The organism is Microbacterium sp. zg-YB36, assembly GCF_024623575.2.
In the GTDB taxonomy this organism is placed as follows: domain Bacteria; phylum Actinomycetota; class Actinomycetes; order Actinomycetales; family Microbacteriaceae; genus Microbacterium.
Genome location: NZ_JANJFD020000001.1, coordinates 953,155 through 975,510, shown reverse-complemented (window position 1 = coordinate 975,510; position 22,356 = coordinate 953,155). Strand labels below are relative to the sequence as shown.

Here is a 22,356-nt window from a genome sequence, read left to right as displayed (position 1 = left end):
CCGGCCATGGCCGGTCAGGATCCCGACGGAGCGGGCGAGGCGGATGCCCCTGCAGACGATGATGCGGGAGAAGACGTCGATGTGGAACCGGGGGTGCTGGACGAGCCGGCATCCTTCTTGGCGCCGCCGTCCTTCTTTGCGCCGCCGCTCTTCGCGGAATCGGCGCGGGAATCGGTGCGGTAGAAGCCTGATCCGTTGAAGGTCACGCCGATCTGGCCGTACTCCTTGCGCAGGGCGCCGCCGCACTCGGGGCATTCGGTGAGGGAGGGTTCGGCGAAGGACTGGACGGCGTCGAAGCGGTGGCCGCACTGTTTGCAGGCATACGCGTAGGTGGGCATGGTGATTCCCTCGGGTGGGTCAGTGCCGGTCGTGTGACAGGACGATGGTCTGAGTGGGGGTGACGACGCCGCTGACCGGCTGATCGTGCACATCGCGGGGGACCTCGTCGATGAGTTCCGAGTCGTAGATGACGGCGTACACCGGCGGGCAGCGTTCCATCGAACCGAGGGTCTTGTCGAAGTAGCCGCGCCCCCAGCCCAGCCGCATGCCGCTGCGGTCGACGGCGGCGGCGGGGATGACGAGCAGATCGACGTCGTTGACGGCGATCGGACCGAGCAGTTCGCCGACCGGTTCGGGCAGGCCGAACATGCCGTCGGTGATGTCGCCGTCGAGGGTGGCGACGGCCCAGTCCAGCAGACCGTCCACGCGGGTGACCGGCAGCAGCACCCGGATGCCGCGTTCGACCGCCGCGTTGACGAAGGCACGCGTACCAGGCTCGGTGGGCGTCGAGAGGAAGCAGGACAGCGATCTCACGCCGGTGCGGGCCACGAGCGCGTCGAGCTGCTGCGTCACACCTTCTTCTGCGGTGGCACGTGCTTTGTCGGTCAGCTGCTGACGACGCTCGCGCAACTCTGCACGCAGCGCACGTTTGGCGTCATCGATGTCGTCGGACATGCTGTTGATTCTAGGTCGCGTGGTTGCGCACCGCGTCGCGCGCCGCGTCCCGGATACACTGAACGGCATGTCTTTGCCCTTTAAAGCTGTCATTCCCGCGGCCGGACTCGGTACCCGGTTCCTGCCCGCCACCAAGGCGATGCCGAAGGAGATGCTGCCTGTCGTCGACAAGCCGGCGATCCAGTACGTCGTGGAAGAGGCCACACAGGCCGGCATCCAGGACGTCCTGATCATCATCGGGCGCAACAAGAACAACATCGCCAACCACTTCGACCAGATGCCGGAGCTCGAAGAGCGCCTGCGCGCCAAGGGTGACACCGACAAGCTGTCGAAGGTCGTGCACTCCACCGACCTCGCCGACATCCACATGGTGCGCCAGGGCGACCCGAAGGGACTGGGGCACGCCGTGCTGCGGGCCCGCCGTCACGTGGGCGATCACCCGTTCGCGGTGCTGCTGGGCGATGACCTGATCGACGAGCGCGACCCGTTGCTGACGATCATGATGGAAGAGCACGAGCGCACCGGAGCGGCCATCGTGGCGCTCATGGAGGTCGAGCCCTCCCACATCCACATGTACGGCGTCGCCGCGGTCGAGCCGACCGACCAGGACGACATCGTGCGCGTGACCGGTCTGGTGGAAAAGCCCCAGGCCGAAGACGCGCCCTCGAACTACGCCGTCATCGGCCGCTACGTGCTGGCCCCGAACGTGTTCGACATCCTCGAGCGCACCGAGCCGGGCAAGGGTGGGGAGATCCAGCTGACCGACGCGCTGCAGGAGCTGGCCGCCGACCCCAACGGCCCCGGTGTGCGCGGCGTCGTCTTCCGCGGGCGTCGCTACGACACCGGCGATAGAGTGGACTACATCAAGGCCATCGTGCAGCTGGCCAGCGACCGGGACGACCTCGGTCCGGAGCTGCGTCCCTGGCTGAAGGACTTCGCGGCGACGCTCTGACGCCGCGCCGAGGGGGATGCGTGGAACTGTCACCTCGCGAGCACGGCCCCGTCTCGATCCGTATCGTGCGTCCGCGTGACGCACGAGTGCTGCAGCACGAGCTGATGACCAATCGGTCCTGGCTGCGTCAGTGGGAGGCCACCAGCCCCGACGGGCCGGCGTCGTTCGACATGCGTCTGGGCGTGCGCCGGCTGCTGCAGCAGTATCGTGACGGGCTGGGCGTGCCGTTCGTCATGGAGTACGAAGGCGAAGTCGCCGGGCAGCTGAACGTCTGGGGCATCGCCCGCGGATCGCTGTCATCGGCCACGATCGGCTACTGGGTCAGCAAGCGCTTCGCCGGGCGGGACATCACCCCCACCTCCGTCGCGCTGGCCACCGATGTCGCCTTCACGCAGCTGGGTCTGCACCGCATGGAGATCTGCATCCGCCCCGAGAACCACGCGAGCCTGCGGGTGGTGGAGAAGCTGGGGTTCCGGTACGAGGGGCTGCGCAAGCGGTTCATCCACATCGACGGCGACTGGCGCGACCATTATGCGTTCGCGCTGGTGCGCGAGGACGTCCCGGACGGCGTGCTGCGGCGCTGGGTGGCCGGGGCTGCGCCCCAGGATGCCGCGGCGATTCCGCCCTCGGACCGCCTTCCGGCCTGAACTTTCACCCTCTGGTTGAAGTTCAGAGTGCGACACGCGCACATGTGCGGGATGTCGAGCCCGCTGTCCCATACCGTAGGGCCATGGGTGGGCAGGTATTGGGCGGCGGTGTGATCGTCGCAGTGGCGGTCGTGCTGTGGCTGGTGTACCTGCTGCCGTCGTGGCACAGCCGCCACCAGTACGAGGCCGCCGAGCGCAACGCCGTGCGCCTCAACCGTGCCCTGCGCGTTCTCGCCGAGACCAGCGAGACGCCGCAAGAGGTGCACCTCGAACTCAACGCCCGCACCGCGATGGCCCAGCAGCGGCTTGCCCGCCAGGCGCTGGCCGAGCGCGAACAGGCAGCCCTCGAGGTGGCCCGCACCGAACTCGCCGTCGCCAAGGAGAAGGCCCGCACCGATGCCGCGCTCGCCCGCGAGCAGGCACGTCACGACGCCGTCCTCGCGCGCGAGCAGGCTCGCGCCCAGGCCGAGGCTGCCCGTGCCGAGACTGCGGCTGCACGCGAACGCGCACAGGCGGCCGCAGCGGCCGCTCGGGCGCTGCCCGCTGCCCGCCGCGCGCGCGCCCGCCGCCGGGCCCGACTGATCACCACCCTGATCGGCGTCGCCGGCCTGGGGATCGCCGGATGGGGCGCGGTCGAACTCGTGCTGTTCGGTGCACAAGCGATGCTGTGGTGTGGTGGCGCGGTCGCCGCCGTGAGCGTTCTGCTGCTGGACCGCATGGCCCGGGTGCGCACGCGCGGTGTCGTCGCCGTCGCGCTCGCCCCCGAGGTTCGTCAGAGCGTTGCCGGCGAGGTGCAGGACGTCACTCTCGCCGACGAGCGGGCGTGGACGCCGCGGGAGCTGCCGCGGCCGCTCACCGCGTCGTCCGGGTCGCGTGCCGCTGCCGCACTCGACGCGGCCGCAGCGCGGGACGAACTGCGCCGCGCCGCCCGCGAAGAGGCGATGCGCGAACGCGCCGAGCGTGACGCGCCGCCGTCGATCGGAGCGGCCCGTGCCGCTCGCGCCGCGCTGAGCGACGATGCCGAGATCGAGGCGCACGTGCGCGACCTGCTCGCGCGCCGCGCGTCGGGTCAGTAACCGCTCTCCGACGGCATCCGTCGGGGGTCCCACGATTCGGGAGGGCCCCGTGACCGTGATAGTGTTGCTGAGTCTTACGGGCCTGTGGCGCAGTTGGTAGCGCGCTTCGTTCGCAATGAAGAGGTCAGGGGTTCGAATCCCCTCAGGTCCACCAGAGAATCCCCCTTAACCGGGGGATTTTTCGTTTCCCGGTGTGGTCGGCGCGGCCGGTTGCGACGACTGAGCCCGGTGGGGGTGCCTCTCCAGCCTTCGGTCGTCGCGAACGCCCCGCGACGGGGGCGCGGTGGGGACGGATGCGCCGACCGAGCGAGCGTGCGGCAGGACGGGGTCAGCGGGCGAGGATCTCGGCGTTGAGTCGCTGCTGCCACTCGCGCAGTTGCCACATCGGGTGGTGCGGCGCGGCGTTGGAGCACAGCACCACGCCCCACATGCCGTGATCCAGCGCGGTGCGGACGCCGTGTTCGGCCAGAGCGCGTCCGATGTCGCCCTCCTCGAACGTGCCGTGCAGCGGGGTGTAGCCGACCCAGCCCTCACCGACGATCGCCGGCACCCCGCGCCACCGCGCCCAGGCCGCGATGGCGATGCAGCGCGAGGCGACCTCGCGCTGCATGACCTCGGCGTAGGGCGGGTAGTGGTCATCGAGCCAGGCATCCCAGGCCGCGGGATCGACCCAGTCGTAGCCGTAGATCATCTGGTCGGTGATGACGGTGGCCCGCAGCTTCCACTGCGCCGGCCGACCGTACGCCGTCACCGACGGGGCATCGGCGCGCAGCAGCTCGCGCAACGCGGCGTTGGGGAAGTCGGCGCTGCCCTCCGAGCGGATGTCGATGCGCTGCTGCAGCGCGTCGAGCACACCGTAGGAGTACACGTGGCACTGCGCCGCTCCCAGCACCTCGGGCACCCGGTGCATCGCCAGGTGCGGCGGCTTGCCGTAGCTGGCGGTGATGAGCAGGTCGGGGTGGTCTGCGCGCAGCCGGGCGACGGCCGCGACGCCGTCGATGATGTCGGGGAGGATCGAGAAGTCGACCTCGTTGTGCAGCTCCACCAGCGCGATCCGGTCGCGGTGGCCGTGGTCGGTGAGCCACGCCACCAGGCGGTGCCATGCCCGGCCCAGCACGTCGTAGCGCTCGCCCAAGGGCACCGCATCGATCGCGTCGAACCAGCGGGCGGATGCCGCGAACGCCGGGGACTGCTGGTACTCCCAGCTGGCGAGGATCACGACCATGTCGTGGCGGGCGGCCGCCTCGAACAGCGCCAGCAGGTGGACGCGCAGATCCAGCCGGAAGCCGCCGGGGGTGTCGTACCAGCGCGTGCGCTGCCCGTAGTAGCCGTCGGGGGAGGCGCCGAGTCCCTCGATCTCCAGGTCGGCGGCGAGGTCCTCCAGGCCCAGCCCGCCGAACAGCAGCAGCGGTGCCGCACAGATGCGGATGGCGTTGTACCCGAGCGATGCGGCATCCGCCACCGCTGCCTCAAGATCCGCGTACGGCTGCCCCGGACCGGCCTGGGTGTACCAGGAGAAGTCCCACAGCGTGATGGTGAGCCGCTGCGGCAGGTGGGCGGGCACCGGCCCGGTGAGGGCTGATTCGTCGACCGGCAACGAGGCGGACCCGAGGTAGCGCTCAGTCATCCCTCGATCCTTCCCGATCCGGCGGCGCGGCCGAACCCGGCGAGCTCCCGGAGCCGCGTCGCAGTGCGGCGGCGGGCCGCGGCCGTGTCGACGTCGAACACCAGCAGCTCCGGCAGCGAGGTGGCGAAGTAGTCCGCCTCGTCCGGGGACTGTTCCAGTTCCGCCGCGCGCTGCTCCAGGCGTGCCCAAGCCGCTGCCGCCCGATCGACCTCGCCCAGCCGCAGGTGCGCCGTGCCGATCCAGAAGTCCGCGTCATCCGCGGGGCGCGGGGCGACGGCCAGCCGTGTAGCGGCGCACGCGGTCTCCCACGCCTCTCGGGCACCGTCGAGGTCATCCCGGGCGGCGCGGGCATCGCCGAGCAGCACCAGGCGCTCGGCCTGCGGCTCGGCGGGGTGGCGGCCCTCGCCGAGCGAGGCGGGCGGCACGAGGCCGTCGGTGAGGAGGGATGCCGCGTCGTCCGCGGCGCCGGCGTCGAGCAGGCGCCGTGCGATCGCGCACGACGCGCGGTCGAATGCCGCGATCACGCGTCCCTCGCCGCCCTCGAACGGGCGGAACGCGCGCCCGGTGAGCAGATCCCACGCCTCGTCGACGCGATTGACGTCCAGGAGGAGGGTGGCGTGCACGAGCGCCAGGTCGTCGCGCGCGTCGAGCAGCGGGGGCCGCTCCCGCAGCAGCGCCAGACGCTCGGCCGGCGTCAGATTCCGCACCTGGGCCAGCAGGTCGCGCTCGAAGACGAGGCGGGCGTCGTCGGACAGCATCAGGGCACGTTCATACGCGGCATCCGCGGTGGCGGGCGAGCCGCCGGTCTGCATGACCGCCAGCGCCAGGTTGCGCCAGGCGACCGGGTCGTCGGTGCCGGCGGCGGTCGCCGCTCGCAGATCCGCCAGGGCGAGCGCGGGCCGGCCGGCGTCGAGCAGCCACATGCCGCGCAGGGCACGCGCAACCAGATGCCCGGGCTCGGCGGTGATCGCCGCGGCGAGCGCGTCGAACTGGTCGAGCCCGGCGGGGAAGGCCAGCGCCGGGTCGGATGCCGCGGCGGCGGCGCGTTCCCCGGCGGCCGCTGCCTCATCGCCGGCCTGGTCGAACCAGGCCGCTCGCAGCAGCCGGCGCATCGGCTCGGGGTTGCCGAACGCCGCGGGTGCCGGGGCGGCAGGGTCGGCCGTCGCGGCGAGGGCTTCGGCGAAGCACCCCGCGCGGGCGAACTCGACGGCGACATCCAGCAGCGCACGCGGCTCGACGGCGATGCGCTCCCCGGCCAGTGCCTGCGTCGCGGCATCCAGCGGGTCGGCCTCCACGAGCGCCGCCAGCGCCCGGTCCGCCTCGGCGTCGCGGTGCAGTCGGCGCAGGGCCAGCACGCGCAGCCGCGCCGCCTCGGGGACGTCGGCGACGGCGGATGCCAGCGCCAGCGCGTCGGAGGCACGGTCCGCCCGCAGCGCGAGCCGCGCGCGGCCGAGCGTCGCCGGGACACGCCAGGCGTGCACCCACGCCGCCGTGGCGAACGCGGTGTCGGCGCCGGGGTGGTCGCCGGTGCGTTCGAGTGCGAGCCCGAGCAGGTAGTGCGCCTCCCCGTCGCGCGGGTTGAGGTTGCGCCGGGTGAGGCGGGCGACCGCGGTCTGCAGCAGTTCCCGCGCGCTGGCGTAGCCGCCGCGGGAGAGGTGCCAGGCGCCGAGCGCCGTCGCCGCGCGGGTGTCGCCGGGGTCTCGGCGCAGCGCCTCCTGCAGGTACGGCACGGGGGAGCGGGACGGATGCCGGTACTGCAGCAGGTGCTGGGCGGTGAGATTCAGCTCGTCGCTGGAGTGGATCTCGGCCGCGGCGTCCGGGGCGGTGGCCACCCACGGCTCGGCGGCGGTGCCGGCCCGGCGCGTCCAGGTGACGAGATCCGCGCCGGCAGCGGTGCGCACGCGGATCGCCGTCACCTCAGCCTCGGGCACGGGCAGCGTCCGCAGCAGCGGCGCGTCCGGCGCGAGGTCCGCGGACCATTGCGCCGCGACCCCCGCATCGGTCTCGACGGTGACGACGGCGCCCTGCACCGGGCGGGTCGCGATGATCCCCACGCGGGCGCCGTCGGGGTGCGACGTCAGCGACACCGCGGCATCCGTCGTCGCCTGACGCACCGGCCCGACCCGGTGGATCGGGAACCAGAACTGCGAGAACGTCTTGGTCTCGCCCGGTGCCAGCCACGCGAAGTCGGGCTGGTTGTCGGTGTAGACCCCGGCCATGAGCTCGACGTAGGGGCCGTCGTCGTCGGTCAGCTGGGCATCCCAGGCGCGACCGATGGCGCCGTCGCCCCACGTCCACTGCTTCTTGCCGGGGGAGATGGCACGATCGGCCCAGTGCACGAACCCGGCGTCGGCGGCGTGGTCGTATCCGCCGAAGAACTCATCCGCAGTGTCGGTGATCATGTACGACGTCGGCACCGGGATGTTGCTGTACACGTCGATGCGGTCGGCATCCGCTCGCTCGGCCGCCAGCGCCGGGTAGTCCACGCCGTAGTACGGGCGGTCGGCGCGGGGGAAGGCCGTGACAGCGCGACGCGCGTGATCGGCGACCCAGGCGACGTCGTCGGGGAAGAACGACTGATACCGCTCGTGGGAGCGGGCCGCGACGTTCGCCCACCACAGGAACGTCTGCGGCACGTCGGTGCGGTTGTGCAGGCGCGCCTCGAGCTCGATCAGCGACGACTCGGGCCGCAAGCGGATGCCGTGGACGCCCCGCATGCGCTGCAGCGGATCCAGATCGCTGTGCCAGACCACGACCGCACCGTCGTCCTCGCGCTGGATGCGGCTGTCGACGGGCAGGAAGGTCGCGGGGCGGTGGTGCTGCGGCCAGTTGAACTCGACTCCGCCGGAGATCCAGGGACCGGCGAGACCCACCAGGGCGGGCTTGATGACGTTGTTGCGGTAGAAGAAGTCATAGCCGGCGACCTTGTCGTAGCCGACGTGAATGCGACCGCCCAGCTCGGACAGCAGCATCAACCGCACCGTGGCGTTCTCGAGGTGGATCGCCTGCCACAGTCGGGCCCGCTTGACGTGGGAGACGTGGTCGATCATCGGCAGGGGGTACACCCGGCCGCTCGAGCCCTGGTACACCCGGCGGTCCAGGAACAGCGGGTACCGGTCGGGCTCACCCGCCTCGTAGGTGTCGATCTCGACCGGCTCGCTCCAGCACGCCACGCCGCCGGCGTCGAGAAGCGCCTGCTGGTCGGCAGGGGCGAGGGGCAGGTGGATGCGGCTCGGCGCGTCGTCACGGGTCACCCTGCCGAATCTAGGCGGCGCCCGCGGGGCGGACAATGGCGGATCGGTCGGTGGATATGGACGATCCGATGATGCCTCGTGTCAGGATGGACGGATGGAGCGGCGCGACGGGTTCTTTCATCAGCGGATGAACGTCGTGCCGCGCCCGCTGGTGGCGGCCGCGCTGGCGCGCCCCGTGACGCGGCGGATGCTGGTGACCGATGTCGGCTACTTTCCCCGCGCCCTCCAACACGGGCGCCGTCGCCCGCACGGCGCCGAGGAGACGATCGTCATCGTCTGCGTGGCTGGCACGGGATGGGTGGATGCCGGCGGCGAACGGCAGCGCATCGGAAGCTCCACGGCGGTCGTGATCCCCGCCGGCATGCCGCACTCGTATGGGGCGGATGCCGAGGATCCCTGGACGATCTGGTGGTGTCACGTGCGTGGCAGTGACGTGCCCGACCTGCTCGAGGCGGCGGGGGTGGGCCCCCATCGCGTGACGCTGTCCCTTCGCGCGGTCGACCGGGCCACCGCGCTGGTGGACGAGATCGCCACGTCGCTGGAGCGCGACACCACCCCGGCGCGGCTGATCGCGACGTCCGGGATGGCGTGGCGGCTGTTGACGCAACTGGCGGTGGACCGGGTGCTGCCGGAGGAAGGCACGCCGCTGCAGCGCGCCATCCGATTTCTGGAGGAGCGGGTGGACGCCCGGGTGCAGGTGCCGGAGCTTGCCGCGATGGTGGGCGTGTCCGCGTCGCACCTGACCGCGCTGTTCCGCGATGCCACCGGCGGGGGAGTGCTGGCCTATCACCTGGCGCAGAAGATGGCGCGTGCGCGCTGGCTGCTGGACACCACCGAACTGCCGGTGGCCGAGGTCGGGCGCGAGGTCGGGATGGCCGACCCGTTCTACTTCTCCCGGCAGTTTCGCCGCACCCACGGGTTGAGCCCCAGCGCATATCGGGCCACGCACCGTCCTTAGACTGGGAAGCGCATTCCACGAAAGGTCACCGTGCCCTCCAGCCACCACCTGCGGGTCACCCCGCCGGCAGCCCCCCGCCCCACAGATCTCGCCACCGGCGACGTCCAGGTCACCAGCCGATACGTCGCGATAGACGGCACCGCAGTGTTCCCCCTCACCGGGGAAGTGCACTTCTCCCGGTTGCCGCGCGCCCAGTGGGATGCCACGCTGCGCACCGCGCGTGCCGGCGGTCTGACGCACATCGCGACGTATGTGCTGTGGAACCACCACGAGCCGGTGCGGGGCCAGGCCTCGTTCACGGGCGACCTAGATCTCGGGGCGTTCCTGCGGGCCGCCCGCTCCCACGGGTTGAAGATCGTGCTGCGCATCGGGCCCTACGCACACGCCGAGACCCGCCACGGCGGACTGCCCGACTGGCTGGTCGACTCCGGCGTCGCGGTGCGCACCGACGACCCGGCGTATCTGGCCGAAGCGGAGCGCTGGTACACGATGCTGGCCGAGCAGGTGCGCGGCATCCCGCTGCTGGCCATCCAGGTCGACAACGAGCTCTACGACCAGCCGGATCACCTCAGCACCCTCCGGGGCATCGCCGAGCGGGTCGGGTTCACCGCCCCGCTGTGGGTGGCGACGGGCTGGGGCGGCGCGGAGTTGCCGGCCGACGTGCTGCCGGTGTTCGGCGGCTACTCGGACTCGTTCTGGATCGAGGCATCCGACACCCGGGATCTGCGCAGCGAGACCAACTTCTACCCCTCGCCCCGTCGCGATGACGACGGCATCGGCGCGGACCACCGCACCGGTACCCCGGGCCAGGCGCGCGAGTACGACCTGCCGTTCGCGACGTGCGAGATCGGCGCCGGCATGACCGCCGCCTACCACCGCCGCCCGGTCGTCACCGCCGACGACGTCGACGCGCTGACGCTGGCGAAACTTGCCTCCGGCAGCGTCTGGCAGGGCTACTACATGTACTCCGACGGCCGCAATCCGCGGCCCGGGCTGCAAGAGGCGCACGCCGTGGGCGAGCCCAACGACTTCCCGGACATCTCCTACGACTTCGGGGCGCCACTGACGGTGGATGCCAAGCCCCGGGAGAGCTGGTACCGCCTGCGCCGCCAGCACCAGCTGCTGCACCGGTGGGGATCGGCCCTCGCCGCCATGCCGGCGTCGTTCCCCCCGGACGCCGCCGACGCCCCCGACACCGAGCGGCTGCGCTGGTCGGTGCGCTCGGACGGCACCGCCGGGTTCCTCTTCGTCATCAACCACCAACCGGGTGTCACGCTGCCGGCGCACAACGGGGTGGCGTTCACGGTGACGACGGATGCCGGCGAGGTCGCCTTCCCCGCTGTGGACATTCCGTCGAATGCCGCGTTCGTGTGGCCGCTCGGGCTCCGCGTGGGGGACGCGACTATCCGGTGGGCGACCGCGCAGCCGCTGACCCAAGTGACCTGGCGCGGCCTGCCGCTGCTCGTGGTGACCCAGACCGCCGGCATCCCGGCGCGCTTCGATAGCGACCACACCGTGCGGCCGGCGCACCTGGACGGGCCGGAGGAGCTGTTCGAGCTGGTGCGGGACGGCGCCGTGCGCGCCCGCGTGCTGGTGCTGGGCGAGTCCGACGGGCTGCGTCTGAGCGTGGCCGGCGGCGAGCTCGTGCTCGCCGACGGCGTGGTGGCGGGCGACCGGGCGGAACTGTTCGACGCCGGCGACGTGGTGCGCTTGACCGACGACGGCTGGTCCGTGGTGGGGTCGGCCGCGCCGCGCCGCACCGAGGTCGCCGTGTCGCCGGTGCGCCAGGCCGGCAACCCGCCCGAGCGTCACAGCGCACCCAACGGGCGCGCGTCGATCCCGACCGATTGGAGCGGTGCCGCCCAGCTCGCGCTGGACCTGCCGGCGGACCCCGACGGCACCCTCGTGCTGACGTGGGAGGGGGACGTCGCCCGGGCGTGGGAGGGGGAGCGGCTGCTGTCGGATGCCGTCTACCGCGGCGAACCCTGGCGCATCGGCCCGCACGAGCGCCGCGGCGCGCGGCGCATCGCGATTGAGATCCTGCCGCCGCATCCCGCCGCGCACGTGCACATCGGCGGCGGCCGGGTGCCCACGCGCGCCGCGGTCGACGCGGCGTGGCTGGAGACACCCGCGACGGTGACGCTGAGCTGAGGCGGGGGCGGGCGTTCAGCTAGACGACGCCGGAGGTGTCCAGCAGGGTGCCGACGGCGAACGTCGCCGCCAGCGCGAGCGCACCGCCGATCACGGTGCGGATCATCGCGCGGGCCGGAGACGATCCGCCGATGCGCGCCGCCACCGCGCCGGTGATGGCGAGGGCCAGCAGCACCGCGACGAACGTCGTCGGCACGCGCCAGGCCGCCGGCGGCAGCAGGATCGCCGCCATCGGCAGGATCGAGCCGATGACGAACGCCAGCCCCGACGCGAACGCCGCGTTCCAGGGGCTGACCACACCTCGCTCGGTGATCTGCAGCTCGGCATCCAGGTGCGCCGCAAGCGCGTCGTGGGCGGTCAGCTCCTGCGCGACCTGGTGGGCGGTGGCATCCGAAAGGCCCTTGTCGCGGTAGAGCCCCGCGAGCTCGTCCAGTTCCTCTTCGGGGGTCTCCCACAGTTCGCGGCGTTCCTTCGCGATGAGTGCGCGTTGCGTGTCGCGCTGACTGCTCACCGAGACGTATTCGCCGAGGGCCATCGAGATCGCCCCGCCGATGAGGGCCGCCGCGCCTGCGGTGAGCACCGGCGAGACGTCGGAGGTCGCTCCGGCGACACCGACGACCACCGCGGCAACCGAGACGATGCCGTCGTTCGCGCCCAGCACCCCCGCCCTCAGCCAGTTGAGCCGCTCGGCGAGACCGCCCTGATGCGGCTCGTTGTGGGTGGCCTTCGCCGGTCCGCTCATGGGGCACACCCTATGCAGGATGGTCGGGGCGAGAAAGGGGCGTGGGTGCCGGAGTCAGGCCAGCGCCGCTTGCCTGACTCCCGCGGACAGCCGCTCGGCGGCGAGCCCCTCTGCGGCCTCCAGTGGGGTCACGCTCCGGCTGTCGGCTTCGTCGTAGATGCGCCGCAGGGTGTCGCCGATGCGGGCGACGCGCATCATCGTCTCGTCGCGGGTGCCGATGCGCTTGGCCTCGAGGTCGAGGTAGATCACACCGCCGGCGTTGACGACGAAGTCGGGGGCATACAGGATGCCGCGTGCCGCCAGCCGATCGGCGCCGGCGCGGGAGGCGAGCGGGTTGTTGGCGGGGCCGCAGACGGCGCCGGCATCCAACCTGTCGATGACCTCGTCGGTGAGCAGGCCTCCGATGCCGGCGGGGACGAACACATCCGCCGGGAGGAGGTGCTCGGTGCCGGGGGACACCCAGGTCGCCCCGAGTTCGCGCGCGAGGTGCCGCTTGGCCGGGTTGACGTCGGTGACGGTGAGGACCGCGCCCTCGGTGGACAGGCGCACCGCGAGGCGGCTGCCCACCTGGCCCAGCCCCGAGATGGTGATGCGGCGGCCCGCGACGTCGGGGGAGCCGGTGACGCGTTCCAGGGTCGCGCGCAGCGACTCGTACACGCCCAGGCTCGTCGGGCCGGCCGGTTCGCCGGATCCGCCGACCGCGTCGGGGAGCCCGACGACGTGCTCGGTGCGCTCCGAGACGACCAGCATGTCGTCGGTCGTCGAGCCGACGTCTTCGGCGGTGCGGTAGCGGCCTTCGAGTGAGGCGACGGCATCGCCCAGGTCGAGGAAGGCGGCGCGGCGGCGCTCGGCGCTGAGCACGGTGCCGGGCTCCAGGCCGATGACGGCCTTGCCGCCGCCGGCGTCGAGGCCTGCTGCCGCGTTCTTCAGCGTCATCGCGGCGGACAGCCGCAGGGCGTCGCCGAGGGCGTCGCTCCAGTGCGGGTACGTCCACAGGCGCGCGCCGCCGAGGGCGGAACCGAGCACGGAGGAGTGCAGCGCGACCACGACGAACAGTTCGCTGCGCCGGCCGGTCAACACCTCCACCCGCTCGTGATGGAAGTCGGGGAGGGGCAGGGCGGGCGTCATCGCGTTCCTCTTTCGGCGGGCCTTGTGGGCTGCACTTCGGAGCCGCGGCTTTGCGGCATCCTGCCTCCATTGTGCCTCACGTCCCTGAACGGTTCGAGGCCCCGCCGGCTCGCCGGGTCGGTCTCGCCCCCCCGGCGCGTCGGAATTCAGCCTGTGCGGACGCGGGAGCGCCTCCGGCGCCGGGTTTCGGCTCCTGAGGCTGAATTCCGCCGCCCGTCCGCGCCTGCCCGGCGCCGGAGCGGGGAGCCACCGTTTCCTCCACAGGAAAGGAAGGGGCGGATCCATCCACAATCCGGGCCCGCTGGAGCAGCGCGCGCCTCGGGTTCGGATAGGACGGGAGAATGCTGCGCCGATCCGATACACCCGCACAGACCGTGCGCGTGTTCGACCGCGGGGCACTGCTGGGTGCGGGCTTTTCTTCGGAGGCGCTGACCCGCGGCGTGCGAGCGGGCACGATCCTCCGCCCGCGCAGCGGCGCCTACCTCCCGCCGGAGACCCACCCGGACATCGTCGCCGCCGTCCGTGTGGGCGGTCGGCTCGCCTGCGTATCGGAGCTGGCGCGCCTGGGCGTGTTCGTCCGGGAAAATTCCACACTCCATGTGCACATCACGCGCGGCAGCTCACGGCTGCGGGACCTGCCGCGCCACGTGCGACGGCACTGGCGCCCACTGCGGCGCGCCCCGCACCCGGCGGACGCGACGGTCGACGTCTTCGATGCGCTCATCCAGGCGATCGGATGCCAGGCTCCGCGCGACGCCGTGGCGACGGTCGACTCCGCACTTCACCTCCGCTATCTGCGTGAGGACGACCTCGACGAGCTCTTCCGGTTCGTGGACACCAAGCGCCGGTCGCTGCGGCGGCTGGTGGACGGGCGGAGCGAGTCGGGAACGGAGACGCTCGTGCGGCTCATGCTGCGCGCGCTCGGGGCCCATGTCGAGCTGCAGGTGGTCATCACCGGAGTCGGGCGGGTGGACCTCGTGGTCGACGGGTGGCTCGTCGTCGAGTGCGACAGCAAGGCCCACCACTCCGACTGGGAATTGCAGCGGCGCGACCGTCGCCGTGACCAGGCGCTCGCCGCTCTGGGGTACTGCGTATACCGGCCGATCGCCGAGGACATCCTCTTTCGGCCCGAGCTGGTGATCGCCGCACTGCGCGGCCTGCTGCGCGGCGGCCGGCGTCAGTATTCAGCCTGAGGAGCGCAGGCAACGCCCGTTAGGCAGGCTGGGTGCGCGACAGGCTGAATTCCGACGCCACGTCCCGCGGCGGGCGGCGGCGAGCGGGCGCGAGGTGCCGGTCGGCCACAGGCGCTGGGCGCGGCCGGGCGCGGCAGTATTCAGCCTCAGGAGCGCGGGAGGGGGCGGGAAGACACCCCGGGTGCTCGTGAGACTGAATTCCGACGCCGCGACGGGAAGCGAGGGGTCAGGCGCCCCAGGCGATGACGCGCGTGGGCGTGAACTCGAGCAGCGTCGAGTACGTCTCGCCGTACTTGTCCAGGGGCATGCCGAAGTTCGCTATCGCCGCGTCGTACTTCTTCACGAACGGTTCCCGGAACCGCTCGAGCCATTCGCCCGTCCCGTTCGGCGTGATCCGCACGTCGCCGCGGAGCACCAGGATGTCGTCGCCGAACGGGCCGCCGGCATCCAGGTGCAGGACGGCCTGCGAGCCACGCCGCAGGTGCTTCATCTTGATGGTGTCGGGCTCACTGACGATCGAGATCACCCCGTCGTGCCAGAAGAACCACACCGGGGCGGGGTGCGGCCTGCCGTCGGCCGTCGTCGTGATCAGCCACGCGATGAGCTCGGTCTCCAGACGGGCGAGCGAGGTGGCATGAGCGGGGTTTTCGGCGTCGAACACGTCGTCCATGCGCTGACTCTAGGGTGGGGGTTGTGACTTCGCACCTGCCGATTCGCAGCCGACTCGTCCACGACGCGCTGCGCGCCGCCGGCATCCCCGGCGACATCGTCGTGCTGCCGGATGCCGCTGCCACCGCCCCACTGGCTGCAGCCGCCCTGGGCGTCGAGGTCGGCGCCATCGCCAACAGCCTCGTGTTCTGGTCCGACGGCGCACCCCTGCTGGTGATGACCAGCGGCGCCCACCGAGTGGACACCGCCGCGCTCGCCGCCCGGCTGGGCCGGGAGAAGATCCAGCGCGCGACACCCGAGCAGGTGAGGGATGCCACCGGTCAGGCGATCGGGGGCGTCGCGCCCACCGGGCACCCCGCACCGCTGGACACCGTCGTCGACGAAGACCTCGCCGGGTATGCGGAGATCTGGGCCGCCGGGGGCACGCCGCATACGGTGTTCCCGCTGACCTTCCACCAGCTCGTCGCCCTCACCGGCGGCCGAGTCACCAAAGTCGACTGAGGGACTGCCATGCCACGCACGATCGTGATCACCGGTGCCAGCGACGGCATCGGCGCCGCCGCCGCCGGTCAGCTGCACGACGCGGGGGAACGGGTCGTCGTCGTCGGCCGCGACCCCGGCAAGACCCGCGCGGTCGCCGAGCCGATCGGGGCACCCTGGCACATCGCCGACTTCAGCGACCTGGCGCAGGTGCGCCAGCTGGCAGCCGACCTGCTGGAGACCTACCCGCGGATCGACGTGCTCGCCCACAACGCCGGCGGCATCTTCGGGGAGCGCACCCTCACCGGCGACGGGTTCGAGATCACCTTCCAGGTGAACCACCTCGCCCCGTTCCTGCTCACCGCGCTGCTGCACCCGCGGCTCGCCGAGAGCGGGGCATCGGTCATCCAGACCTCGAGTGTCGCGGCGCGGCGCTTCGCCCGTTTCGACATCGACGACCTGCAGGCGCAGCGCCACTACTCCGCCAGCGCGGCGTACGGCAACGCCAAGCTGGCCAACGTGCTGTTCACGAAGGAACTGCAGCGCCGGTGGGGGAGCGAGGGGGTCAACGCCGTGGCGTTTCACCCCGGTGCCGTCGCGACGAGCTTCGCCGCGGCATCCTCCGGAGCGTGGCGCTTCGTCTACACCAACCCGGTCACCAAGCGCCTGATGACCTCGGCTGAAACCGGCGGCTCGCGCCTGACCTGGCTCGCCCTGGGCACCCCCGGGGTGGACTGGCAGCCGGGCCAGTACTACGAGCGCAACCGGGTCGCCCGCACGAGCACGCTCGCGGACGACCCGATGCTCGGCCGTGCGCTCTGGGAGCGCAGCGCCGAGATGGTCGGTCTCTGACCCGAACGTCAGGATGCCGAGGCGCGCACCAGGATCTTCGCGCCGGCACCGGAGCGCAGCCGCTGGAACGCGTCGACCACATCTGCCAGGTCGACCTCCTCCACCCAGCCGGTGGTGTCGTAGGCCCCGTCGGCCATCGCCGCGATGACGGCGTCGAAGTCCGCCGGCAGGTACGCCAGGCTCCCCACGATTCCGGTCTCGGACATCACGAGCTGCGTCGGCAGGAATTCCATCGGCCGTTCGTGCACCGCGACCACGACGAGCCGGCCGCCGGGGGTCAGGCTCGTCACCCCGGAGGTGATCGCCGCACCGACTCCGGCGGCGTCGAAGGCGACGTCCACCCCATCGCCGCCGGTGAGTTCGGCCACCGCGGCGGCGAGGTCGCCTTCGACGGGGTCGACGGTCGTCGCCCCCAGTGCCTCGACGATCGCCCGACGCTCGGCGCTGGGCTCCGAGACGAGCACGCGTTCCACGCCCCGCGCACGCAGCGCGAACCACACGCCGATGCCGATGGGTCCTGCCCCGGCGATCAGGGCCGTGCCGCCCGCGGGCACCTCGACCTGCGCGACGGCGTGCCACGCGACGGCCATCGGCTCGACGAGAGCGCCCATGCGCAGATCGACGCTGTCGGGCAGCACGTGCAGCATCGAGGCGGGGACGGTGGTGAACTCCGCCATCCCGCCGCCGTGCGAGGTCAGCCCGTGGAAGCCGATCTTCTGGCAGATGTTGTACATGCCCTTGCGGCACGCGGGGCACTCCCCGCAGTAGTACACCGGCCACACCGCGGCACGGTCGCCGACCGAGATCCCTTCCACGCCCTCGCCCAGCTCCACGACGGTGCCGGCGAACTCGTGCCCGAGGATCTGCGGCGGCTTGGCGCCGGTGAGCGGGTGCGCATGCTCCAGGTCGACCCCCGCCGCCTCCGGCGTGTAGTACACGTGCAGGTCTGAGCCGCAGATGCCGGAGTAGGCGTTGCGCAGCTTGACCTCCCCGGGCCCCGGCGTCGGTTCGTCGACCTGCTCGACTCGGAGGTCCTCTTTCTTGTGGAAGCGTGCAGCGCGCATGCGTGCGGTCCTTTCCTCGGTAACGCGGGGGAGCCTACGTCCGCTGCAGGGCGCTGTCGACCCACTTGCGCAGCACCCGATCGGCACCGTTCAGCGGGGAGTGTCGAATGTCCAGTCGTCGGGCGCGAGCGCCGTGGCGACGTCCCAGTCGTCCTGGTCCCACGTGAAGGTCGCCACCGCGCAGGTGGGCATGTGCCCGATCTCGTCGCTCAGCCGCCCCGCCAGCGCGCTCATCCCCGGATCGTGCGCGACGACGAGGACGGATGCCGCGCCCTGCCGCGCCGCAACCTCCAGCAGTTCGTCGGCCGAGGCGCCGTACAGCTCCGGGAGCAGGCGGGGCTGCACCGCGAACTGCTCTCCGAAGAACTGCGCCGTCGTCCGCGCCCGCAGCGCCGTCGAGGCCACGATCACATCCGGAGAGAATCCGCTGTCGGCCAGGCGCGCGGCCATGACCGGCGCATCCCGCAGGCCGCGGGCGTTCAGCGGCCGGTCGTGGTCGTCCAGCTGCGGGTGACCCCAGTCGCTCTTGGCGTGCCGTACCAACCCGAGACGGATCATGATCCCGCCGCCACGTACACCCAGGCGACGCGCCCGCTCGCCAGCGTCACGGGCATCCGTCGCAGCAGCGGCGTGACCAGCTCGTCCGCGGCGTCCAGCTCGGCTGCGGTGAGCACCAGCAGCCTGCCGATGACCTTGTCGCGTGGGTCGCGGGTCTCCCGCAGCACTCGCTGCGCGATGGGGCCGATGCGCTCGGCGAGCAGAGGGTCCGCTCGCGCGCGGGGTTCGGCGACGTAGCCGGGCAGGACGTCCTGCTCGGTGTGCACGACGCGACCGAATGTGTCGAGCTGAATCTCGCCGCCGCCGAGCGATCCGTAGCTGAACAGCAGTTCGCCCGTCTCTCCCATGCGCCCAGGCTACCTAGCCGACGAGGGCGTGCGCGATGGTGAAGATGAGCAGTCCGGCCAGTGCCCCGACGATGGTTCCGTTGAGGCGGATGTACTGCAGGTCGCGGCCGACCATGAGCTCGATCTTCTCCGTCGTCTCGGCCGGGTCCCACTTCTCCACGGTCTCGGTGATGATCGAGGCGATGTCGTGGCGGTAGCGGTCGACGAGGAACACCGCGCCGTCGGTCACCCAGGTGTCGACGCGGTGCTGCAGCGCCGGGTCGGTGGACAGGCGCGCGCCGGCATCCACGAGGGCCTGCGTGGCGCGCTGGCGCAGGGCGCTGGCGGGATCGGCCAGCGACGTGAGCAGGCCCGCCTTGGTGGTGTTCCACGCTTCGGCGGCCAGCTCCCGCACCCGCGGCGAGTCGAACACGCCGCCCTTGGCGTCTTCGAAGCGGCCGATGGTCGCCGGGTCGTGCTGCAGGTTGTCGGCGAGGCGTTCCAAGTACTGGTCGACAGCGCGACGGGCGGGGTGGCCTGGGTCGTCCTGCACGGCGCGGACGAAGGTGACGGCCTCCTTGTAGAGCGTGTCGTCGATGAGACGGTGTGCCATCGACGGCACCCACGACGGCAGGCGGCGGGACACGAGACCGTCGAACGAGGCGCGGTTGACCTCGAGCCAGGCCGCGATGGTGTCGGCGGCGAGGTCGACGGCACCGTGATGCGCACCGGCATCCACCAGTCGCTCGAGCCAGCCGCCCAGCGGCGGACCCCACTCCGGGGCGATCACGTGCTCGCGGGCGATGTCGGTGATCAGATCCTGCACATCGCTGTCGCTGAGCGCGCGCAGGACACCTGCGACCATCGCCGAGCCCTCGTCGGCGACGCGATCGGCGTGCTCGGGGCGGGCCAGCCATTCGCCCAGGCGCCGGGACACGCCCATCGACTCGAGCTTGGTGCGCACGACGTCGGCGGAGAGGAAGTTCGTCTCGACGAACTCGCCCAGCGTGCGCCCGATCTCGTCCTTGCGGCTGGGGATGATGGCGGTGTGCGGGATGGGGATGCCCAGCGGATGCCGGAACAGTGCCGTCACCGCGAACCAGTCGGCCAGCGCGCCGACCATGCCGCCTTCCGCGGCGGCGCGAACGTACGCCAGCCACGGCACTTCCTGCTGCAGCGGGAACGACACCGCGAACACGACGGCCATGAACACCAGCGCCCCCAGCGCCACGTTCTTCATCACGCGCAGCGCGCGGCGCCGCTCCTGGTCGGCCGGGCTCAGCAACGCGGTGGGGGTGGGGGACATGTCGTCATCCTCGCACGCGGTTCAGCCCCCGACAGGCCCCAGCCACGCGGTCGCGACGGTGGAATGGGCCGACTCCGGGTCGGAGGGGTGGAACAGTCCCGCCAGCACGTCGCGGTACAGCCGGCCCAGTTCCGCCGTCGCGAAGTACGACGACCCGCCGGCGACCAGCACGGCGTCATCGACGATGGTCTTGGCCGCCGTCACGGCGCGGTGCTTGACGCCTGCCAGCAGCGAGAACCAGCGCGCACCGTGGTCGGTGAGTTCGTCGACGTCGCGGCACAGCGCGTCCAGCTGCGGCGGCAGCGCGTCGTAGGCCAGTGCCATGTCGGCCACGCGCCAGCGGATGTCGGGGTCCTGGCTGTAGGTCTTCCCGGTCTTCTTCGAGGTGCGCCAGCCCGCGGTCTCCACCGCGACATCCAGCGCACGACGGGCGATGCCGGTGTAGACGGAGGCCAGCAGCAGCTCGAACACGCTGAAGATCCCGAAGACGATCGGGTCGGGGTTGGGCCCCGGCGGGATGCGGCGGGCGATGCGATCGGCGGGCGCGACGGCGCCGTGCAGTTCGGTCGTGCGCGACTGTGTGCCCCGCATGCCGACGGTGTCCCAGTCGTCGCGGGTGACCACGCGCCCGCCCTGCTCCTCGGTGCGCGGCACGAACGCGTAGACGAGCTTCGGCGCGTCGGGGGAGGTGGTGTCCAGGCCATGCAGCCCCAGCTGGGTCCACACCGGGGCGAGCGAGGTGAAGATCTTCGTCCCGGTGAAGGCGTATCCGCCGTCGGGGCGCGGCGCGGCATCCGTGTCGCTGCCGAACAGCACCAGGTCATTGCCGGCTTCGCTGATGCCGAAGGCGTACACCTCGCCGGCGACGGCGCCTTCGAGCACGTGATCGAGGTCGTGGATGCCGCGGTCGCGCAGCACCTTGGCCACTCCCGTCCACACCAGGTGCATGTTGACGGCCAGTGCGGTGGCCGGTGCGGCGCCGGCCAGACGCTGCTGCAGCAGCGAAACTTCGCGCAGGCCCAGGCCCGCCCCGCCGAGTTCGGTGGGAGCCAGGACGCCGAGGTAGCCGGCGGCGGTGAGGTCGGCGAGGTCGTCTTCCGGGAAGGTGTTGTCGCGGTCGTGCGTCGCGGCGCGGGCGCGGATGCGCTCGATCAGGTCGTCGGGCAGCACCGTGGTCGGGTCGAACGAGGTCATGCGAGAGCCTCCATCAGGTGTCGCACCGTGTCGGCGGGCTGGTCCCGGTGCGGCGAATGACCCGCGCCGGTCACGACCGACATCGTGATCTGCGGGTTGGTGAGCACTTCGTCGGCGAGGCTGCCGCTGAAGATCGAGTACACCTTCGGGTCGCTGGCGATGATGTGGGTGGGCACCCGCAGCCGGGCCGCCGAGTCCCGGACGTCCCAGACGGCGTTCTGCTCGCTGGTCTGCTCGACCGCCCAGATGCTGGCCTGCCGGGCGGCGAGGGCCTTGAGTTCGATGTCGTTCGGATGCCAGTCGGGGTGTTCGGCACGCACTGCCGCCGCGGTGGGATCGGCGAACGCCCGCGCCTGGCTGTTGCGCACGATGGAGCGGTCGCGGCCGGCAAGTTGGATGCCGGGATCGACGAGGACCAGCCGCCTGGTCCAGTCGGGGGCAGCGGCGGCGGCGACGGTGGCCGCGGCACCGCCGAGGGAGTGGCCGATGACGAGATCCCACGGCCCGCCGTGGTCCGGGGTCGTCGCCGTCACGTCCGCCGCGTAGGCGGGGATGGAGTAGTCCAGCGCGCGCGGCGCGGTGCCGTGGCCGCGCAGGTCGACGGCGGTCGCGTGCCAGCCGACATCGGCCAGCGCCGTGCCGTACAGCCACATCAGCGGCCCGTTGGAGCCCAGGCCGTGGATCAGCAGGGCGTGGCGGGAGGCGGCGGGATCGCCCCACGCGTACCGGGGGAGGGTGACGGGGGCGGTCATGGTTCCAGCCTAGAACTGCGTACGACGGCCTGGCGCGGTGCGGACTCGGGGCATGATGGTGACGTGATCTCGACGGACCTGGCACGGGAGCTGCGCGCGGCGGGGCTGGTCTGGCGGCCGCGGTCCGGTGACCGCTTTCAGCTGGACGAGCCGGAGTTCGACGCGGATGTTTTCACCGTGAGCGACATGACGATCGAGCCGCGGATGTTTCCCACCGGGACGCTGCTGGCCTTCAACGGCACGACCGAGTGGGCGCTGGATTCGGTCGCGCTCGAGGATGCGCTGTGGCTGCCGTCCGAGGCGCAGCTGCGGGAGATGCTGCGGGGGACCTTCCGCGCGCTCACCCGCCTGCCGGACACGTTCCAGGTGGAGATAGAGGTCGCCGGGGCGCGCCACACGTTCCGGCATCCGGCCCCCGCCGACGCCTACGCGCGGGCCGTGCTGTTCCTGCTCGGCCGCATCGCCTGACGCCG

The 22,356-nt window shown here is 71.9% G+C and carries 22 protein-coding genes and 1 tRNA gene; 10 read left to right on the top strand and 13 right to left on the bottom strand.

From position 1 onward, the window contains the following. Positions 1-14 precede the first annotated feature (14 nt). Both NQ151_RS04805 and NQ151_RS04800 read right to left on the bottom strand, forming a co-directional pair. A complete protein-coding gene (locus NQ151_RS04805) occupies positions 15-338 on the bottom strand; it encodes an FmdB family zinc ribbon protein (protein ID WP_257508341.1) in 324 nt (107 codons plus the stop codon). A 19-nt stretch (positions 339-357) separates the two neighbouring features. After that, complete coding sequence (locus NQ151_RS04800; RefSeq protein ID WP_257508342.1) at positions 358-954, bottom strand: 5-formyltetrahydrofolate cyclo-ligase; 597 nt, start codon at positions 952-954, stop codon at positions 358-360. A 67-nt stretch (positions 955-1,021) separates the two neighbouring features. On the opposite strand from NQ151_RS04800, the gene galU reads away from it, so the two are divergent. From galU to NQ151_RS04780, 4 genes are all read left to right on the top strand, one after another. Further along, complete coding sequence (gene galU / locus NQ151_RS04795; protein ID WP_257508343.1) at positions 1,022-1,906, top strand: UTP--glucose-1-phosphate uridylyltransferase GalU; 885 nt, start codon at positions 1,022-1,024, stop codon at positions 1,904-1,906. 20 nt (positions 1,907-1,926) lie between these two features. Further along, entirely contained in the window at positions 1,927-2,553 is a 627-nt protein-coding gene (locus tag NQ151_RS04790) for a GNAT family N-acetyltransferase (RefSeq protein WP_257508344.1), read from the top strand. A gap of 83 nt (positions 2,554-2,636) precedes the next feature. Next, positions 2,637-3,629 (top strand): large exoprotein, encoded by a 993-nt coding sequence (locus NQ151_RS04785; RefSeq protein WP_257527167.1) that lies wholly within the window; start codon positions 2,637-2,639, stop codon positions 3,627-3,629. Positions 3,630-3,707: 78 nt separating this feature from the next. Then, a tRNA-Ala gene (locus tag NQ151_RS04780) sits at positions 3,708-3,783 on the top strand. A gap of 174 nt (positions 3,784-3,957) precedes the next feature. On the opposite strand, the gene NQ151_RS04775 is transcribed toward NQ151_RS04780, so the two are convergent. Further along, positions 3,958-5,256 (bottom strand): cellulase-like family protein, encoded by a 1,299-nt coding sequence (locus NQ151_RS04775; protein ID WP_257527166.1) that lies wholly within the window; start codon positions 5,254-5,256, stop codon positions 3,958-3,960. Next, positions 5,253-8,510 (bottom strand): DUF5107 domain-containing protein, encoded by a 3,258-nt coding sequence (locus tag NQ151_RS04770; RefSeq protein WP_257527165.1) that lies wholly within the window; start codon positions 8,508-8,510, stop codon positions 5,253-5,255. The genes NQ151_RS04775 and NQ151_RS04770 overlap by 4 nt, the downstream gene beginning before the upstream one ends. Positions 8,511-8,604: 94 nt before the next feature. On the opposite strand from NQ151_RS04770, the gene NQ151_RS04765 reads away from it, so the two are divergent. Both NQ151_RS04765 and NQ151_RS04760 read left to right on the top strand, forming a co-directional pair. Beyond that, a complete protein-coding gene (locus NQ151_RS04765; protein WP_257527164.1) occupies positions 8,605-9,468 on the top strand; it encodes an AraC family transcriptional regulator in 864 nt (287 codons plus the stop codon). 30 nt (positions 9,469-9,498) lie between these two features. Continuing rightward, positions 9,499-11,619, top strand: a complete 2,121-nt coding sequence (locus NQ151_RS04760; protein ID WP_257527163.1) for a beta-galactosidase — start codon at positions 9,499-9,501, stop codon at positions 11,617-11,619. A 19-nt stretch (positions 11,620-11,638) separates the two neighbouring features. On the opposite strand, the gene NQ151_RS04755 is transcribed toward NQ151_RS04760, so the two are convergent. After that, positions 11,639-12,361 (bottom strand): VIT1/CCC1 transporter family protein, encoded by a 723-nt coding sequence (locus NQ151_RS04755; protein WP_257527162.1) that lies wholly within the window; start codon positions 12,359-12,361, stop codon positions 11,639-11,641. A 54-nt stretch (positions 12,362-12,415) separates the two neighbouring features. Next, positions 12,416-13,489: a Glu/Leu/Phe/Val dehydrogenase family protein gene (locus NQ151_RS04750; protein ID WP_257508351.1), complete on the bottom strand. Its 1,074-nt coding sequence runs from the start codon at positions 13,487-13,489 to the stop codon at positions 12,416-12,418. Positions 13,490-13,830: 341 nt separating this feature from the next. On the opposite strand from NQ151_RS04750, the gene NQ151_RS04745 reads away from it, so the two are divergent. After that, positions 13,831-14,682: a PDDEXK-like endonuclease domain-containing protein gene (locus NQ151_RS04745; protein WP_257527160.1), complete on the top strand. Its 852-nt coding sequence runs from the start codon at positions 13,831-13,833 to the stop codon at positions 14,680-14,682. A gap of 226 nt (positions 14,683-14,908) precedes the next feature. On the opposite strand, the gene NQ151_RS04740 is transcribed toward NQ151_RS04745, so the two are convergent. After that, positions 14,909-15,352, bottom strand: coding sequence for a pyridoxamine 5'-phosphate oxidase family protein (locus NQ151_RS04740; RefSeq protein WP_257527159.1), 444 nt, complete (start codon positions 15,350-15,352; stop codon positions 14,909-14,911). A gap of 23 nt (positions 15,353-15,375) precedes the next feature. Here NQ151_RS04740 and NQ151_RS04735 point away from each other — a divergent pair, with 23 nt between their 5' ends. Both NQ151_RS04735 and NQ151_RS04730 read left to right on the top strand, forming a co-directional pair. Further along, the gene (locus NQ151_RS04735) at positions 15,376-15,852 is read left to right on the top strand and encodes a YbaK/EbsC family protein (protein ID WP_257508355.1); all 477 of its coding nucleotides are present in this window, start codon (positions 15,376-15,378) and stop codon (positions 15,850-15,852) included. Between the two features lie 9 nt (positions 15,853-15,861). Beyond that, a complete protein-coding gene (locus NQ151_RS04730) occupies positions 15,862-16,683 on the top strand; it encodes an SDR family NAD(P)-dependent oxidoreductase (RefSeq protein ID WP_257527158.1) in 822 nt (273 codons plus the stop codon). An 8-nt stretch (positions 16,684-16,691) separates the two neighbouring features. Here NQ151_RS04730 and NQ151_RS04725 read toward each other — a convergent pair whose 3' ends face one another. The 6 genes from NQ151_RS04725 to NQ151_RS04700 form a co-directional block, all read right to left on the bottom strand. Further along, positions 16,692-17,747: a 2,3-butanediol dehydrogenase gene (locus NQ151_RS04725; RefSeq protein WP_257527157.1), complete on the bottom strand. Its 1,056-nt coding sequence runs from the start codon at positions 17,745-17,747 to the stop codon at positions 16,692-16,694. 90 nt (positions 17,748-17,837) lie between these two features. Next, positions 17,838-18,305: a SixA phosphatase family protein gene (locus NQ151_RS04720; RefSeq protein ID WP_257508358.1), complete on the bottom strand. Its 468-nt coding sequence runs from the start codon at positions 18,303-18,305 to the stop codon at positions 17,838-17,840. Next, positions 18,302-18,652 carry a gamma-glutamylcyclotransferase gene (locus NQ151_RS04715; RefSeq protein WP_257508359.1) on the bottom strand — a complete coding sequence of 117 codons (351 nt, stop codon included), beginning with the start codon at positions 18,650-18,652 and terminating at the stop codon, positions 18,302-18,304. Before NQ151_RS04715 ends, NQ151_RS04720 begins: the two co-directional genes overlap by 4 nt. 13 nt (positions 18,653-18,665) lie before the next feature. Then, positions 18,666-19,937 carry a DUF445 domain-containing protein gene (locus tag NQ151_RS04710; RefSeq protein ID WP_257527156.1) on the bottom strand — a complete coding sequence of 424 codons (1,272 nt, stop codon included), beginning with the start codon at positions 19,935-19,937 and terminating at the stop codon, positions 18,666-18,668. Between the two features lie 21 nt (positions 19,938-19,958). Further along, positions 19,959-21,131, bottom strand: coding sequence for an acyl-CoA dehydrogenase family protein (locus NQ151_RS04705; RefSeq protein ID WP_257527155.1), 1,173 nt, complete (start codon positions 21,129-21,131; stop codon positions 19,959-19,961). Further along, positions 21,128-21,883, bottom strand: a complete 756-nt coding sequence (locus NQ151_RS04700) for an alpha/beta fold hydrolase (RefSeq protein WP_257527154.1) — start codon at positions 21,881-21,883, stop codon at positions 21,128-21,130. Before NQ151_RS04700 ends, NQ151_RS04705 begins: the two co-directional genes overlap by 4 nt. Positions 21,884-21,946: 63 nt before the next feature. Here NQ151_RS04700 and NQ151_RS04695 point away from each other — a divergent pair, with 63 nt between their 5' ends. Then, complete coding sequence (locus NQ151_RS04695; RefSeq protein WP_257508363.1) at positions 21,947-22,351, top strand: pilus assembly protein CpaE; 405 nt, start codon at positions 21,947-21,949, stop codon at positions 22,349-22,351. Positions 22,352-22,356: the final 5 nt, after the last annotated feature.